The 17,065-nt window shown below is 42.3% G+C and carries 11 protein-coding genes and 3 pseudogenes; 10 read left to right on the forward strand and 4 right to left on the reverse strand.

The genetic code is table 11. The features are described from left to right. Positions 1-171 precede the first annotated feature (171 nt). The 4 genes from KW548_24135 (at position 172) to KW548_24150 (ending at position 4,621) form a co-directional block, all read left to right on the forward strand. Entirely contained in the window at positions 172-360 is a 189-nt protein-coding gene (locus KW548_24135) for a hypothetical protein (protein ID QXX08667.1), read from the forward strand. 124 nt (positions 361-484) lie between these two features. Next, entirely contained in the window at positions 485-1,183 is a 699-nt protein-coding gene (locus KW548_24140) for a DUF1223 domain-containing protein (protein QXX08668.1), read from the forward strand. A gap of 90 nt (positions 1,184-1,273) precedes the next feature. After that, positions 1,274-2,068, forward strand: a complete 795-nt coding sequence (locus tag KW548_24145) for a transporter substrate-binding domain-containing protein (GenBank protein QXX08669.1) — start codon at positions 1,274-1,276, stop codon at positions 2,066-2,068. A gap of 75 nt (positions 2,069-2,143) precedes the next feature. Next, a complete protein-coding gene (locus KW548_24150; GenBank protein QXX08670.1) occupies positions 2,144-4,621 on the forward strand; it encodes a cache domain-containing protein in 2,478 nt (825 codons plus the stop codon). A 301-nt stretch (positions 4,622-4,922) separates the two neighbouring features. On the opposite strand, the pseudogene KW548_24155 reads toward KW548_24150, so the two are convergent. Then, positions 4,923-5,481 (reverse strand): annotated as a pseudogene (locus KW548_24155) (alkylphosphonate utilization protein). Between the two features lie 234 nt (positions 5,482-5,715). Between KW548_24155 and KW548_24160 the strand changes: the two are divergent. Beyond that, positions 5,716-6,798 carry a site-2 protease family protein gene (locus tag KW548_24160; protein QXX08671.1) on the forward strand — a complete coding sequence of 361 codons (1,083 nt, stop codon included), beginning with the start codon at positions 5,716-5,718 and terminating at the stop codon, positions 6,796-6,798. Positions 6,799-6,833: 35 nt separating this feature from the next. Here KW548_24160 and KW548_24165 read toward each other — a convergent pair. Further along, positions 6,834-7,621, reverse strand: a pseudogene (locus tag KW548_24165) (M48 family metallopeptidase). An 85-nt stretch (positions 7,622-7,706) separates the two neighbouring features. Here KW548_24165 and KW548_24170 point away from each other — a divergent pair. From KW548_24170 to KW548_24185, 4 genes are all read left to right on the forward strand, one after another. Then, positions 7,707-8,156 carry a hotdog fold thioesterase gene (locus KW548_24170; protein ID QXX08672.1) on the forward strand — a complete coding sequence of 150 codons (450 nt, stop codon included), beginning with the start codon at positions 7,707-7,709 and terminating at the stop codon, positions 8,154-8,156. A 2-nt stretch (positions 8,157-8,158) separates the two neighbouring features. Beyond that, positions 8,159-8,392: a DUF3389 domain-containing protein gene (locus KW548_24175; protein ID QXX08673.1), complete on the forward strand. Its 234-nt coding sequence runs from the start codon at positions 8,159-8,161 to the stop codon at positions 8,390-8,392. A gap of 75 nt (positions 8,393-8,467) precedes the next feature. Beyond that, on the forward strand, positions 8,468-10,195 hold the full coding sequence (locus tag KW548_24180) for an SgrR family transcriptional regulator (GenBank protein QXX08674.1): 1,728 nt from the start codon (positions 8,468-8,470) through the stop codon (positions 10,193-10,195). Further along, entirely contained in the window at positions 10,179-10,430 is a 252-nt protein-coding gene (locus tag KW548_24185) for a hypothetical protein (GenBank protein QXX08675.1), read from the forward strand. Before KW548_24180 ends, KW548_24185 begins: the two co-directional genes overlap by 17 nt. 449 nt (positions 10,431-10,879) lie before the next feature. Here KW548_24185 and KW548_24190 read toward each other — a convergent pair whose 3' ends face one another. Continuing rightward, positions 10,880-13,012, reverse strand: coding sequence for a TonB-dependent hemoglobin/transferrin/lactoferrin family receptor (locus tag KW548_24190; GenBank protein QXX08676.1), 2,133 nt, complete (start codon positions 13,010-13,012; stop codon positions 10,880-10,882). 256 nt (positions 13,013-13,268) lie between these two features. Between KW548_24190 and KW548_24195 the strand changes: the two are divergent. After that, positions 13,269-14,160 (forward strand): annotated as a pseudogene (locus KW548_24195) (LysR family transcriptional regulator). A 38-nt stretch (positions 14,161-14,198) separates the two neighbouring features. On the opposite strand, the gene KW548_24200 reads toward KW548_24195, so the two are convergent. Then, positions 14,199-16,880, reverse strand: coding sequence for a bifunctional acetate--CoA ligase family protein/GNAT family N-acetyltransferase (locus tag KW548_24200; protein ID QXX08677.1), 2,682 nt, complete (start codon positions 16,878-16,880; stop codon positions 14,199-14,201). Between the last annotated feature and the right edge of the window lie 185 nt (positions 16,881-17,065).

Genomic DNA, 17,065 nt, shown 5'->3' on the forward strand with positions numbered 1-17,065 from the left:
AATAAGCACTATATCTAGATTTGGTTGCATTTTTTACAAAGTGTCATGTTAATGGTTTGTTTTATTAGAAAAACTAATGTCAAGAAGTAAAATTTGTCATTTTTTGAGCAGTAATTTATTGATTAATATTCCCTCAACGAAACGAATTACACGATTTATAGAGAGGCAATCATGGCACAGGCAATGCACATCGGAACTATCAACGCTCCAATCTCTATGGACAAAAAAACCTACTCGGTTACTTTCAAAGGATTGATTGCACACCTACTAGATATTCTTTTCACCGACAACACACCTCGCGCACATTACGCAAGTGACATGTCTGGTCATATTCAAAAGGATATCGGTCTATATCGTTAATAGACCCACACTTAAAGACTATTAAGCGCCAGCAGAAATGCTGGCGTTTTTTTTTGTTTTATTTTAGTGAAATAGAGTTAGCATTAGGTCGGTCATAGTCAGTAGAACATCAGAGGATCTGTCTATGAACACATTATTAGCGATATCCGTCGCCTCAACCTTCTCTAGTGGACAAATCTGGTCACACGAAGGCCAACCTGCTCAAGTTATTGAGCTATTTACGTCAGAAGGGTGTTCCAGTTGCCCACCAGCGGACAAGTATTTATCAACATTTGAAGAAAGTGATCGATTATGGAAGGAAATTATTCCTGTTGCGTATCACGTTGATTATTGGGACTACCTTGGTTGGCAAGACGACTTTGCTAAACCTGAATACTCCCAACTGCAGCGTCTTTATCGTGCATATGATGTCGTGGGTAGCGTCTATACGCCAGGATTCATTGTTGATGGTAAAGAATGGCGCGGCTTCTTCAATTGGGTTAACCGCGAGCTTCCAGCTTTAGAGCCTAGAAACGCAGAGAGACTGACACTTAGTCGCAAAGGAAATAAATTCATTCTTAACTTCGACAAATCTGGACATCTCGACGCGACGATTGTGTTTCTTGCTAACAATCGAACCACGATAGTGAAGGGCGGAGAAAACAGAGGGAAGTCACTTGAACACGATTTTATCGCTAAGGAACGTCAGCAAAGTCGCTCAAATACAGGTCAATGGCATTTTGAACTCACTAACGAGCTAAAAGATATTGACGCTGTCGTCGCTTGGGTCACAAAGCCTGGTAGTTTTGAAAGAATTCAAACGGTTGGCGGTAAGATAGAGTAGGTGATGTTGCAATATGTTACATTGTATCGCTTGAGGTACTGTTACTTCTGTACTAAGAAAATTTAGAGGATTTGTTTTCAGGGCATCAATATGGGTGTTGTCAGCTATTTCGCACGTGTACCACTTTTATCATTGATGCTGCTGGTTTCTCCTTTTCAAGAGGTTTCTGCGAAAACAGTATCATTTGTCACTGATGTTTGGCCTCCCTATGTACTCAATGCATCCAGCAATCAGGGCAAAGGCTTTTTTGTTGATCTTGTTGTGGAAATGTGTGAGACCGAAGGGCTGAAAGTCGAGATTACTTATGTTCCATGGCTCAGAGCGGAAACTATGGTCAAGCATGGTTCTGCTTTCGCCGCTTTTCCTTACGCGGTTACACAAACCAGAAAACAGTTTGCCGATTTTTCGATCGCTTTAACTCAGTCGGCGAATCCTCCGCGTATATTTTATTATTTACCTCTTGTTCCTAAGGCTGAATCCATCAGCCTGCAAGAACTCATGACCTATCGAGTAGGTACATATCTTGGCTATTACATTAAAGAAAAGCTTGATGAGATGGGTCAGGAGTACGTTCTAGCACAAACAGAAGAGCAAGCCTTTAAATTGCTTCAAAAAGGCCGGATAGATTACCTGCCTGCAGACCCTGAATCTGGATGGAAATGGATTGCTAAACTCTTTCCTGATTCTGTTCATCACTTTGATATTTTACCTGAACCTTTTCCCGGCACGTCTCTTCATTTGATGGTTTCTCGTTCATACCCTAATGCTAAACAAATTCTAGCTCTGTGCGAATCAGGATTTCGAAGTATGATTGAATCAGGGAAGTATTATGAAATGTTGAACAATGAGGGAAAATTGAAATATGCGATCCCCAGCACCAAGTGATCTTTTAATCGGAAAATTGGTTAACAATCAATGACTATAATTAAGAGATTGTAATCACGATGAGAAGATCATTTTATGGCAAATGATTCAGAATTATGGCTATTGAGATGTATCAAAGTGTTACCAGTAACACTGACTATGACAGTCATGCTTGCCATAACTCTGATCTTGGTTGGAGAGGAGCAGAGAAAAATTGATGAGTTGATTGATGGCTTCAGGCAAGACTTTTTGACTAGCCAACGTGAGCAAGCAAAACGTCAACTGGATAATATTCATCAACATTTACTCTTCGAAACCTCTCAAGCTGTCGGCGTATTAAAAGCGGATATTCGAGAACGCATTTATGAAGCGCATAGCATTGCCAGTGGATTGTATCGCGCTTTTCCCAATAGAGAAGAGGCAGAACTCCAATCCTTAATCTCTGAAGCATTGAGAGAAGTAAGATTTAATGAAGGTCGAGGCTACTTTTTTATTTTCTCGATGGAAGGTATCAGCATCATGCATGGGTTGCTTCCGCATATTGAGGGAACGTCCAAAATTGATGCAAAAGACAGCAAAGGAACATTGATTTTAAAACAACATATTGATCTCATTCGACAATCAGCCAACGGTGAGGCCTTTTATCAGTGGTGGTATAGGAAGCCAGGACAAAGTGATGTCGAGTTTGAAAAAATAGGTTTTGGTAAGAGATTTGAGCCTTTTGATTGGTTTATTGGTACGGGGGAATATGTTTCTGACGTTGAGGACGAAATAAAGCAAGATCTTCTGGAATGGTTAACAGCATTAAGATATGGAGAAGATAACTACGTATTTGTGATGGATATGAAAGGCGTAACATTAGCGCATAAAGATCCCGACCGAATCGGAGACCCAGAACCTGATCTCCTTGAAACAATTAGAACAACATTAAATGGTGAATTGTCAGGGTTTGTCGAATATCAAAGCCCTTATGTTCCTAAAGGGATATTCAATTCAAACAAGGTAAGTTATGTTCAGGTATTGCCGGAATGGGGATGGATCATTGGGACGGGTTTTTTTACTGAACATGTTGAACGTGTCTTAAGCCCCCAAGTGGTCAAGTTGAAACAGTCTCATTCAGAAGATCTCCTTCGTGTGATTCTTATCTTATCGGGATTGATGTTGCTTCTTGTCACTTTGTCGTTTTGGGCCAGTAAGTTGGTAAAACGACGCTTTGATGACTATCAGCAAAGAATCGAAGATGATATTAAACAACTCGAGATAAGCCGCGTACAATTAGAAAGGTCTGCCCATATCGATTCATTGACAGGCATTCCCAATCGCAGTCAACTGGATGAGCAATTGGATCGCTGCATTGAGCAATGCCGGATAGAGAAGTCGAAGTATGCGGTCTTATTTGTTGATTTAGATGATTTTAAAAGGATCAATGATAAATATGGTCATCATGCTGGTGATGAGTTGCTTAAAGCCGTCAGTACAACATTTTCAAAGCTCAGACGTGACGATGAAATACTGGTTCGTTTCGGAGGAGATGAGTTTGTTTTTGGCTTTCCAGTCATTGAAGAAGAAGAGGCAATGCTCAGAGCGGAAAGAATTCAAGAATCGATTGCTATCCCTATTCTGTTTAATGGTGTTCAGTTATCAACCAACTGCAGTATTGGTATCGCTATGTTTCCCGATCATGGCGCTAATTCTTCGGAGTTATTGTCTCACTCAGATGTTGCGCTTTACACTTCCAAGGAACAAAAAAAAGGTCAGATACAGCTATTCACTAAAAGGATTAGTGAGGTACTGGAGTATCAGTTTGCACTAGAAGAGCAGCTGAGCCTTGCTTTGGCGAGAGAAGAAATAAGCGTTGAATACCAGCCTAAAATCAATGCGGCAAGTGGTGAGCTGATCGGAGTTGAGGCCCTATGCCGCTGGCACTCATCAGAACTTGGCTACGTTCCTCCCGATGAGTTTATTGAAGTCGCTGAAAAAAAAGGATTAATTATCGAAATCGGGGATTTCGTGATGAAACAAGCCTGTAAAGATATCGTTTTGTTTAATCGATTAAATCATAGCCAAATAAGTGTCGCGATAAACATTTCGCCACTGCAGCTTCTTCATAAAGATTTTGAATTGAAAACCAAAAATATCCTCACTTCGAATGAGTTGGCCAATCAGCTTGTTACTTTTGAAATTACAGAGAATGTCGTCATTGAAGATACACACAGAGTCAAAGATATATTGACCAAGCTAAGCTTGGAAGGTTTTGGCGTTTCTCTTGATGATTTTGGCACGGGTTACAGTTCTCTTCGATATGTCAATGATCTGCCAATCACTGAAATCAAAATTGATCGACAGTTCATTCTTGATATCAATGATGACAACTACTTGGATAGTTTAGCGAATACCATCATAGCAATTGGACACTCCAATCAGCTCAATTTAGTGGCGGAAGGGGTGGAGACAAAGCGTCAAGCAGAATTACTCAATCAAATGGGTTGCCAAGTGCTTCAAGGCTACTATTTTGATAAACCGCTGCTCTTCAAACAGCTATGTGACAAGTATATTCAACGAGAGCTAGCGTAGCAGAATCCTTGTACATTGTTGTTGAGTCTAAACAGCACAAAAATAGCTTACCCATTGCCCTTTGTTTTCTGGCGTTAGTCAGGGAATCGAAGCTAGGACAGCCGCTCCTTTCCTCCCAACCTCCGCGACGACACTCTTGCTGCTTTGCGTGCTGCTATTTCTGTACGGACAAGCTCAAAAGCTCAGTGAAATTTTTATTAATTTGCTAACAGTGAATCATTATGATTTAGACTCTAGTAGAAGCTTTGGCGCATTAAAAAAGGCGCTAAATAGCGCCCTTAGGAAAATCATCAATTCATCACTACTTCTTACGGCAGTATTCCGCAATAACGTACATAGATTGGCCGCCGTTCGCTTTACCAGAAACAAGCTTAGGATCGTCGCCAATGCTGATGCCGCGGATAACCGTGCCTTGCTTGATTACTTGGTTAGTGCCTTTAACTGGTAGGTCTTTGATGACCGTTACGTCGTCACCTTTTTTTCAGTTCGACGCCGTTGCAATCAAGTGGTTTGTCATCAGCAGACATACCAATCATGGCCCAGTTCATTTGTTCTTCTTCCATGTACATCATGTCTAGTGCATCTTGTGCCCAGCTTTCGCTGTTTAAGCGCGTTAACTGGCGCCATGCTGTGACTTGTACACCTGGAACTTGGCTCCACATACTATCGTTCAAACAACGCCAGTGGTTGATGTCTTTAGGCTCGTCAATTTCACCCAGACATGTGTCGCAAACCATAATAGCGTGATCCACTGTCACGTGGCTGTGTGGTGGAACGGCGTAGGCGGTTAGCTGAGATTCAGCACTGCACAATTCACACTTAGATTGGCAACGTTCTAGCATGGTCGCTTCTGAAGACATAATGGGCTCACATATAAATAGGTATTAAATCAAGAGCGCTATTATCCACTTTATCCATCGAAAATAAAGGGGCATTGTCTTTGGCGAGTACGAGCAGCCTTGATTTAGCGGTTATTCCCGCAATAGTTAACTGATATTTGTGACGCCGTCACTAAGTTTGTTCCTATTCTTTACCATTTTTATAACAAACGGCATAATGAGCGGCGTTTATATATCAATTTTGTAGGACTGACATTGGAACTGCTTTCTATCGATTTTTTGGGCAAGCCTTTGCGCCTAGAGGGCTCTTTGGCTGGTTGGCAGCAACTCTTCTGGGATAATCAATTAGTTTCCCAGCTTGATGCGGACTCTGAACGTGGTAAAGAGTCGTCGCATGAATTCAAACTCCTCAACGGCGAAGAAGAGCTGATATGCCGACTTGAAACATCACTCGATTGGCAACCTTTTTTAATTGAATATAAAGCGATACTCAATGAACAGTTAATTGCTCAAGGTAGCCGCGATACAAAAGATATAGAGCAGCAAACACCGTTTACGCCACCAGAGCCAGAGAAAAGGTTTAGCCTGATTGGTTTGTTGTCACTTGGCATGAAAGCTTTCAAAAGTGCAAAGCTGATTAAAGTCGTTCTGGCATCAGCGAGCCTAGCGGCATATTCGTGGCTGTTTTCCTTTCAGTTTGCTTTGGCATTGATCGCGTGTTTGGTATTCCATGAGTATGGCCACGTTAAGGCGATGAAGTACTTTGGTATGAAAACCAAAGGCATTTACTTAGTGCCTTTTCTCGGTGGACTGGCGTTAAGCGATGAAAAGATCAATACGCGTTGGCAGGATGTCGTCATTTCCATCATGGGCCCGATGTTTGGCTTTGTGTTGTCACTCATTTTGGTTGGCCTCTATTGGATCACGGGTGAAATGTTCTTTGCGGGGTTGGCCGTTTTTAATGCCTTCCTAAATTTATTTAACCTCTTGCCAATTTTACCGCTCGATGGAGGCCATGTTATCAAAAGCATCAGCTTCTCCATGAACAGCCTGATGGGAATTGTGCTGTGTACCGCTGCTGCGCTAGGTGGCGTTGCGTTGAGCTATTCATTGGGATTAACGCTGTTTGGCTTCTTGCTTATCATGGGGACATTAGAAATCGTCATCGAGTGGAGAGGACGACACCATAGTCATCTATTACCGCTCGATAGATATGGTCAGGTTGTTGCTGCGGTTTGGTACGTTGCGCTGGTGGCAGGTCTGATTGGTATCATTTGGTATTTTGCTGGGACAGGTGATCAGCTTTTACAGTTACCACTTATGATCTTAGGGACTTAGAAACAGATTGGGGAGCATTTCACTCCCCATTGTATTCATGAACAGTTTGGTCGCTTTACATTGTAGTTGGGCAATGTCTTTATCTTAGCTGATAAATCCTTTATGCGAGTGCCGTGTGAAGGGTGTGTAGAGAGCAATTCTGGGGGTTGGCTTCCACCTGAAGCTTTCGCCATGTTCTGCCATAAGCTAATACTTTGATTCGGGTCAAAACCAGCTTTCGCCATGAGCTCTAAACCAACAATATCGGCTTCAGATTCCTGAGTTCGTCCGTAAGGCAGCAACACCCCGTATTGCAGCCCCAACCCTAAAGCAGCCATTGTCGCACTTTGGTATTGAGCGTACTCGGAAGACCCCAAAACCGCGCTGGTAATTTGTAATCCGGCGCTAGTTAATTGAGACTGAGACAGGCGTTCATTACTATGGTCAGCCAGAACGTGAGCGATTTCATGGCCAATAACAGTGGCCAATTGATCTTCATTCTTTGCGACGTTGAGTAACCCAGTATAAACGCCAATTTTTCCGCCAGGTAGTGCAAAAGCATTGACTTGTTCACTATCAAAAACCACAACTTCCCAGTCTTTAAACTCAGGTTGCTGAGGGACTTGTTTAGTGACGGCTTTCGCGACGCACTGGACATAGGCGTTTATCTTATTATCTTTACTAATTTTTTGCTGCTGCTTCATTTGCTCAAAAGATTGGGCGCCGAGTGCACTCATGTCTTGATCCGAAAAAGCAGCAGTTGGTTTCGCCCTGTGGGTGATGAGGTGCAGGCGGCTAATCCTACAACGGTAGCTAAGGCTGTGTATTTCAACCAGTTACGCATGTAATGCTCCGTTTCGATCTTAATAATGTTGCTTATCATACCATTAGGTTACAATGCGTTGTAACGCATTATCACGAGTAATTGTATGACTATTTGGAAACGACCTATTGACCTTGATCGCCTGAATGCGACTTCTGAAAATACTTTGATAGACCACCTAAAGATCATTTATACCAAAGTTGGCGAAGATTTCATTGAAGCCAAAATGCCAGTCTGTCATTTCACACATCAGCCTTTGGGTATGCTGCATGGTGGTGCTTCGGTCGTGCTCGCTGAAACGTTGGGTTCAGTTGCAGCCAATTTCTGCGTCGCTGATGATGCTTACTGCGTTGGGCTAGAGATTAATGCCAACCATATTCGTTCTATGAGAGAAGGTAATGTGATTGGGCGGGCGGAACCGATTCATCTTGGTGTCTCAACGCAAGTGTGGCAAATCAATATTACTGATGAACGAGAACGGCTTGTATGTACCAGTCGTTTGACGATTGCGATTAAGAAGAAACGCAATGCAAAGCAGTCTCTTAAGGTTAACTGATCATGGTTGTTGAATTTAAAAGCGGAAAAATCATTATTACAGCGCATGAAGTTGTGGTGAAAGTAGCTACAGAACACATGATTACATTGCAGGCTCAAGTGGATGCAGTTCAGCTTATTGGTCGAGGTGCTAACGTTATTGCTGCCAATGGCTCGGAGACCAAATGGTCTATCAAGCTTGATAATGAACAACAACTGTTCAAAATCGCAAACCAAATCGGGATCGATATTCAATAACCCTAAAACTTACTTGCTTCTTCGGTATAAATAAGGAAACTTAGTCTGGTCATATATATGTGAGATTTCCTCTTTATGAGTAGCCCCAGACTTCGTGTTCAATTTGAAACCTTATTTGAACACTACAATGGCAAAGATTGTGGTGTTCAACTTGAAGAGATTACCGATATTCTGTTTTGTACTCGACGTAACGCACGCATCGTACTCAATAAAATGGAAGAAGAGGGATGGATCGAATGGCATCCTTCTCCGGGGCGAGGTAAGCTTTCTCAACTGAACTTCAAACGCAGCCGTACTGATGTCAGCGAAAACCTCGCTAGGCGATATCTTGAAGAAGGGAAAATTGGCCAAGCGCTTAAAGTTCTAGACCAAGATTCTGCGAAACTTGCGCAAGTAGTTGAAAGTTATCTGGGCGTGCAGCAGCTAGAAGGGCAACAAGTCTTACGATTGCCATACTACCGCCCTCTATCCATGCTCAATCCTGAAAAGCCAGTTCGTCGTTCAGAGCAGCATATTGCTCGTCAAATCTTTAGTGGGCTGACTCGCCTTGATGACAGTGAGAAGCTCTGTCCTGATCTTGCCCACACATGGGAAATGCTCTCTCCTAAGCATTGGCGGTTCTATCTCAGACCAAATGTCCGTTTTCACAACGGCGACCTGCTTACAACGGATATGGTCGTTAACTCATTACTTGCACTAAAGAACAAAAACCTGTATTCGCACATAGAGGACGTGGTTAGCCCAGGCCGTTGCGTTGTCGACGTTACGCTTAGAAAAAATAACTACCACTTACCGCTTTTATTGTCCGAATCTGATGCTAAAGTCCTATTGCCAGAGAATTCTAGAGCAGAAGATTACGACATAAACCCTGTTGGAACAGGGCCATACAAAGTGATTCAAAATGATGACAAAAGGCTTGTTTTGCAAGCTTTTGATGGCTATTTCGGTTTCAGACCTTTAATTGACCGCGTAGAAGTCTGGGTCATTGACGATATTCATTCATCAATGGTATTTCCGAGTATGACCAATCCCATCAAGCCTGAAACTGATACCTATAGTGATGACGTTGAACTTGACCCAGGCTGTACCTATTTGTTGCTCAATCGTCGTAGCGGATTAGCGAAATCTGATGAATGGGCGAATTACTTTAGTCACCGTCTTGGATCCCTGAATTTATATCAGGAGCTTCCTCAGGAAAAGATAGTGGAATTAGGTGTGTTACCTGCCCATGGGCTGAAGCCAGGCTGGTATCACCATACTAGGCAAGGGCACTATACGTCGCCGCCTGCCTACCGAAAAGTAACCATTGCATACCACGGACAACACCCAATGTTCCCAACATTGGTAAAGTGTATTGAGTCGCTATTGAAGCAAGATAACTTAGAAGTTGAACTCATTAAGTATGACATCACTCTACCGGATATTGATGATGTGGATGTGTGGGTCAAACCGATGGGCATTGCTAACAATCGCGAAGATGGCTTAGCAGGTTGGCTACTTAACTATAGCGATATTGAGCAGTTGAGTAAGCCTGAAGACTTTAAATATTGGTCTAGCCTTGTTGAGGTTTGGCAAGCAGAAGAAAATAGCCTTTTCCCAGCAAAAGACTTAGGAAAATCTCTGGTAGAGAAAATGCAGATCATTCCTATGTTTCATTGTTGGTTGGGGATCAGTAAAGACCAATGTGGCTCGCTGCAAAACGCTAAATGTAATGCGCTTGGTTGGTTTGATTTTAGTCAGGTTTGGCTGAAACCGGAGAAGCTAAGCGAAGATTTAGAGATGGTACATGGCAAAACCGAATAAGAAACAACCCAGTAAAACCGTCGATATTTATTGTTCTAAGTGTAAATCTCAGCTCTTCAAATACCGAAAGGGTGGCAAAGGGGCACTGGTTAAGTGTTTTAAAGAGCGTATTGTCGAAGATTACACAAAAATGGCGTGTCATTGTCCTGAATGTGGCCGAGAGTTTGCGAGAGAAGCATTGATTCGAGGTGCTCCCGCCTACAAGATTATTGGCGGAAAAGTCACTATGAAGTAGAGCACAGTTAACATAATCTTTTAACAAAAATAACAGTACTATTGATTGAGAATTCTGTTGAAAATGAGGTGAGGCGCACTGATTTTGATCTTAATCGCTAAAAATCGTAAAAATATCGTTAAGAGCTATCATTGAATTTTAAAAGTGTTAGAATGTCGCTGTTTAAAAATCAGTCCAATCTATCAACTTTGCAAACAATAGGGGTTATCAATGGAGCTAGGTCTCATCATCGCTTTCATCGTCACGTCAGCTGTAATGGTCAAGAAAGAGATGACAAGCTCAAAATAATTACCGTTTCATTCATAACATTTTGGTTATCTTTTTTGAATGAACGATAAAAGCTCCCAAATTTGGGGGCTTTTTGTTTTTACCTTGGTTTATCCGTGATTTGAATGTAAAAAAGCCAGTATAAAACTGGCTTTGAATGATAGGCTGTGTATTGCGTTCTGTTAGAACTGGTAATCTACACTCACACCCCAGTTACGACCTGGTTGACTGTAGTAATCCATGTTTGAAACTGAAGTTTTTCCTGTCAGGTCATCATACAGATGATATTTCTTATCCAGTGCATTGAATAAGCCTGCACGCAATGTAAGGTCCTTAATAGGGCGGTAGTAACCAGTTAGATCAACCACAGTATAACCATTGGCATCTACGTTGTCTTCTGAAGACCATTCAGTTTTGGCGTCAACCATAGTGACATTCAGTAAACCACCGTAGTGGCGTTCAGGATGATCATACCCCACACCAAATACCGCTGACAATGGCGCTACACTATCAATAGCATTGCCAGTCTTTTTGTCTTCACCTTCTGCATACGCAACCGAAAACTTGCTGTAGGTACCTTGAGGTAAATCGAATGATTTATCCAACAATAATGTACTAGAAAGTTCAGCTCCGTATATTTCAACTTTGTCTAAGTTTTGGTTGGTATATACCGTTTTACTACCGCTGGTACCAGTTTGTATGGTTTCAATAAAGTTATCATACTCGTTGAAGAATGTAGCAAGTTCAAACTGAGCAAATTCGTTATTGCCTCTGAAACCTACCTCATAAGAAATACTGCTTTCCGCTTTAAGATCTGGGTTTGGCTCTACAATTGCGCCTTGATCATAAAGATAATAAAGGTCATAAACAGTCGGTGCCTTAAACCCAGTACTTATTTTTGCAAAAGTTGAGAATTTGTCAGTAAGGTGATAAACGGCACCGAGATTCCCTGTCATCGCTGAGTCACTGTTCTTAGAAACAGTATTGGTATAGCTGTCGGTTTGTTCTGGATCAGATTCAAATGAATCGAATCGAACACCGCCAGTGATCACTAACTTTTCATCAAGGAAAAAGGCGTGATCTTGCAGAAATGCTCCCCATTGAGTCAATTTGGCGTTTGGACTCGTACCTCTAGTACTTGGAGATGAGGTGCCGGAATCCAAGAAAAAGTCGGTGTTAGTTAGTTCAAAATCGTTATGGATATAACTTAGGCCGTAAGTTAGCTGGTGAATTGCTGACTCACTAGACAATACTTTGTCAAATTGGCTGTTGAACTGGATAGACGTATCTTGTGTGTCACGTTTACGTACGCGTCGGTTATATCTGTCAGTTGTATCCCCATTGTCATTAACTGACTGAGAATCTTGATAAGAGATCGACCAGTCAAGTTCATCAGCAATAGCATGATTCATCAACCACTTATGCTCAAACGTTACACGTGTACGTGTATTATTGTCGTCGTTAAATGCATTACTGTAGTTGAATGGAGGAGTAGAAGATAACTTTTCTAGATCGGTTTCTCTGTAAGTGAAATCATGGTGTTCAAGAGTCAGACCTACGCGATGTTCTTCGTTTAATTGATAATATACTTTAGCAAGTAGGTTCTGAATCTCTTTGTCAGCAGGGTTTGCTGCGCCTCGGTCATCACCTTCGACTTCTGAACCATCACCATGCTTTTGAGTTTCTTTGCCATCAGCATAGGTAAGCATTAAAAGGGTTTCCAACTGATCTTTGCGCATGGCCCAAGTACCCGTTGTTTTGAATGTTTCATCTGCTGACGTATAACCCGTCTTGAAACCAAAACGATGTTCATTGCCATCTGTTGTAAGAATATCATTTGGGTTCTTCGTTCTAAGTAATACGGTACCGCCTAATGCGTCAGAACCATAAAGCGACGATGAAGCTCCTTTATTGACTTCGATAGCTTTAAGCGTATCGACTTCAAATGTATTTTGGTGTTTAGCTTGAGTACCGCCACCGGAGTTATAAGGGACGGGCTGCTGAACATCGTCAACCATGACCTTTACTCGACTCTCTTCCATACCTCGGATGTTAAAGCCGGAGATACCAAATCGCCCAGTCCCTTGAGCCTGAACACCAGGTTCATACTTAAGTGCATCTTTAACATCTTTGGCCAGCAAGTTGTCAATTTGGTCTTCCGAAATTGTCGCAACGGAAGAAGATACATCATTTTTATTTTGCTCTGTACGAGTGGCCGATACCACGACTTCATCAAATAATGCATACTCTTCTGCATGCGCACTTGGTAGTAGAGCGAGTATAATAGAAGCTGACAATAATGATTTTTTATACATTGTTGTAATTACCTTTAAATCCATAATTAGGCTTATGCTTGAACGGCAAGAACTCTATAGCATCTAAATGATAATTACTATCGTTTGCATTACTGTTGTTTGTATGTTTTTTACCGATTTTCATTCTAATTATTAAAAAATATATAAAATACAGATAGATGAACATTCCATTAACAATTGTAAAGGTTCCATTTACCCACCCAAATCGTGATTTAAATCACTTTATTGATTTAATGTATTAATAGGAATAATAATATTGCAAAGTCCAATAACATTAGAAGCGATGCATATCCTAGATGCGATTGATCGCAGAGGAAGCTTCGCGGCAGCGGCGAATGAACTTGATCGTGCGCCCTCATCGTTAAGCTATCAGATTCAAAAGCTTGAACAGGATTTGGATATCATGATCTTTGACCGTTCAGGTCACAAAGCCAGTTTTACACAAGCAGGGAAGCTTATTCTTGAAAGAGGGAGAGTGATCTTGTCTGCGACCGAAAAACTGGTTAACGATGCCAGTGTTCTTGCTAACGGTTGGGAACTCGATATGACACTTGCTTATGATGGTATTGTGTCTATTCAGAATTTTTTTCCCTCTGGTCGATGCCCTTGGGAATGTGAGCTCCACACGTATTCGACTGCAAGAAGAGATCCTAGCGGGTTGTTGGGAATCACTCGATGAGGGCAGGGCAGATCTGCTAGTTTGTACTAAACCTGACACCTTACCATTAGACGTTAAGTCCGAGACGATCGGGGCCTTGAAAATGATCTGGGTTGCTGCCCCCAACCACTATGTGCACCAACGAAATGGACCATTTAACGAAGACGCTAGAGCTAAATATCGCGTCATTGCGATTTCGGATACCGCAAGAGAGCAACCCGCTATCAGTGTCAACATATTGCAAAAACAACCTAGACTAACAGTTAGTAACTTGTCTGCAAAAATTGATGCGTTGCAATCCGGTTTAGGTATAGGCACCATGCCATTATCCGTGGCGCAGCCTCTTATTGATAAAGGAACACTAGCCAAAATCTCAGACAGTGAAACTTTTGAGATGGACATCATTATGGCTTGGAAAAGAAACCAGATGGGCGAAGCCAAATCTTGGTGCATTAAGTACCTCAAGAAAAACTGGACACTAAAAGAGTGATCGAGTTTGTTCGGGTGGATCAAACACGATCCGCCCGTCTAACCAAGTGGTAACACCATATCGGCGATGCCATCTTCAAAATTGACATCCAGCTTAAAGCCGAGCTTCTGTGCGAGCATTAACATTCCCCTGTTGGTGGGCATTGTCATCCCAGATATTTGCTTGGTTCCTTTCTGGCGACAATATTCTATGATTTTATCCATCAAAATCTTACCTAATCCTTTCCCTTTCAAATCAGAGCGAATCAATATAGCGAATTCAGCATCCGTATTTTCTGAATTGATCAAGGCGCGCGATACACCGATAATAGTGGGGTTTGAATCATAATTAGCCACCGCGACAAACGCCATTTCACGGTCGTAATCAATTTGTGTCAGGTTAGCCAACGCCTCATGATTAAACTCTCCGACATCACTAAAGAAGCGCTTATATAGATCTTCTTTCGATACATTATTTATAAAGTCTGCATGGCCAGGCTCATCTTCGGGAAGAATAGGGCGTAATAAAATAGAATCACCATCTCTTAACTTTATTTTTTGCTCATATTCAACGGGGTAAGGGCGAATTGCTAAGCGTTTTTGAGCATCTCCTTGATATGTCTTAAGCACTAAATCTGCGTCGAGAATCGTAAAACTATCCCCAATCGCGAGTACTGGATGAATATCCAGCTCATAAACCTGAGGGCAATCCACAATCATCTGAGAAATCCTTACTAATAGTTCAGATAGCCCTTTAATATCCATCGGCATCGGCAGTTTTTGAGGACGTATTTTACCACTCTTAATTGCTCTAACGATCAAATAGCGAGCGAGCGTCATATTAAGTGGGGGAAGAGCGGCAGCGGCATCGATTGACTCATCCCATTCTGAGCCTCCTTGGCCGACCAATATAACGGGGCCAAAGATTTCATCCGTTTTTACTTTTATGCGGATCTCTTCACCACCGGCAAGTTTTGCCATGCCTTGAACCAAGAGGCCGTACACGTGTGCAGAAGGATAAGAAAATTTGGTTCTATCAAGTATTGCCTGCGCAGCACTGGCGACTTCCTGACTATTGCGTAAGTTAAGCATGACACCCTGTACGTCTGACTTGTGCGCAATATCTGGAGAACGAAGTTTAACCGCAACCGGATACCCTATCTGTTCGGCAACATGAACGGCCTCACTGGCATCTGAGGCGATCCAAGTTGGTAAGACATTAAAATCAAAACATTTAAGAAAATGACCAATTTGATGGGTATCTAGTGATACTGTGTTTTTATCCAGTAATTTGCTATCAATCCATTTCTTGGCTTCCTTCAATTCTGCTACGTGAACGGGTTCAGCTGTCGTTGGTGTTTCCATCAATTGCTTTTGGTTTCTTCGGTATTCTACTAGATGCATGAAAGCGACAACAGCGCTTTCCGGAGTTCTATACGTCGGTATGCCTGCATGAGTAAATATGTGTCGCGCAGGTCTGGCTGTCATTTCACCAGACCAGTTAGTCAATATGTTGAAGTGTTTGTGTCTGGGGTGGGCTTTGATTGCTTCGACGATCGCGAGCGCCGTTTGTTCAGAGTGGGCGATGGCGGAGGGGCTGTACATAATCAGAATGGCATCAGCACAATCACTATCCATTAAAATGTTAAGTGTATCGATGTAGCGCTGATGCCCTGCATCACCCACTAGATCAATGGGGTTGTTGTAGCTCCAACTAGAAGGCAAGATGTGACTTATTTTATCAGTGATGTCATCTGGAAGAACCGCAAGTTTACCGCCACGAACCAATAAGGTATCCACCGCCATGATAGCCGGGCCACCGCCGTTGGTGATGATGGCAAGTCGTTCGCCACGAAGTGGGACCGAATGCGTGAGTGTTTCTACAGCGGCAAAGAGTTCATGCGAGTTGTTTACTCGTAGCATCCCAGTGCGGCGAATGGCGGAATCGTAAATAATATCGAGAGTGTTATCTCCGCCCGTATGAGCTTGAGCCGCACGTCTACCCGCTGAGGTTTTTCCACCTTTCAAAACGAGAATGCGACGATTACGAGAGGCCGCCCTCGCCGCCGACATAAATCGTCTTGCCTCTTTGATTGTGTCTACGTAAAGCAATATGGCTTCAGTGTGAGAGTCCCTACTTAAGTGATCAAGTAAATCTGCAAAATCTATATCATGTGCATTTCCAATTGAGATAAAAGCTGAAAACCCAATATTTTTATCGTTCGCCCAATCGAGGATGGTGGTACACATAGCCGCTGACTGGGAAATAAAAGCAATTTTGCCTTTTTGTGCCGTGATTGGGGAAAATGAGGCGTTGAAGTTTACCCACGGTAACATGATTCCAAGGCTGTTTGGTCCCAATATTCGTATGTTGAACTTTTGTGCAATATCGAGACAAGCGTCTTGGATACTAAAGCCTTCACTGGTTTCCCGATGCATATCGGCAGAGAGAACAATGGCGGCTTTGACCTTTTTCTTCGCTAGTTGTTTGAATAGGTCTAGATTTCTGCTGGCGTTGGTACATAAAATAGCGACATCGGGTGTAATTGGCAGTGATTCGATAGTCTTGTAAGCGAGCACACCGCACACCGAACTATAGCGAGGCGTAACTGGCATAATTGCGCCTTCAAATCCCCCTTGAAGAAGGTTTTTCATCACGATATTACCGGCTCTCATCGTTCTGATCGAAGCGCCAACAACAGCGACTGACGTTGGTTTAAATAAGTGGCTCAGACTGTTCATTTTTAAACTCCGATATTCAGTGTTCAGACTAATATTAACCAAGCAATTGAACGAATTCAGAGATAATTAGGTGTTGTTTTAATCAGATCACCTGCTACGACTTCGACTTTGTGTCATGGGTCACAGTGTATTGATATATAATTAAAATGTTGGCTTGATTCTCTCGCTATCTAACGGCATGATTT

The sequence above is a fragment of the Vibrio neptunius genome, from assembly GCA_019339365.1.
Classification (GTDB): domain Bacteria; phylum Pseudomonadota; class Gammaproteobacteria; order Enterobacterales; family Vibrionaceae; genus Vibrio; species Vibrio neptunius.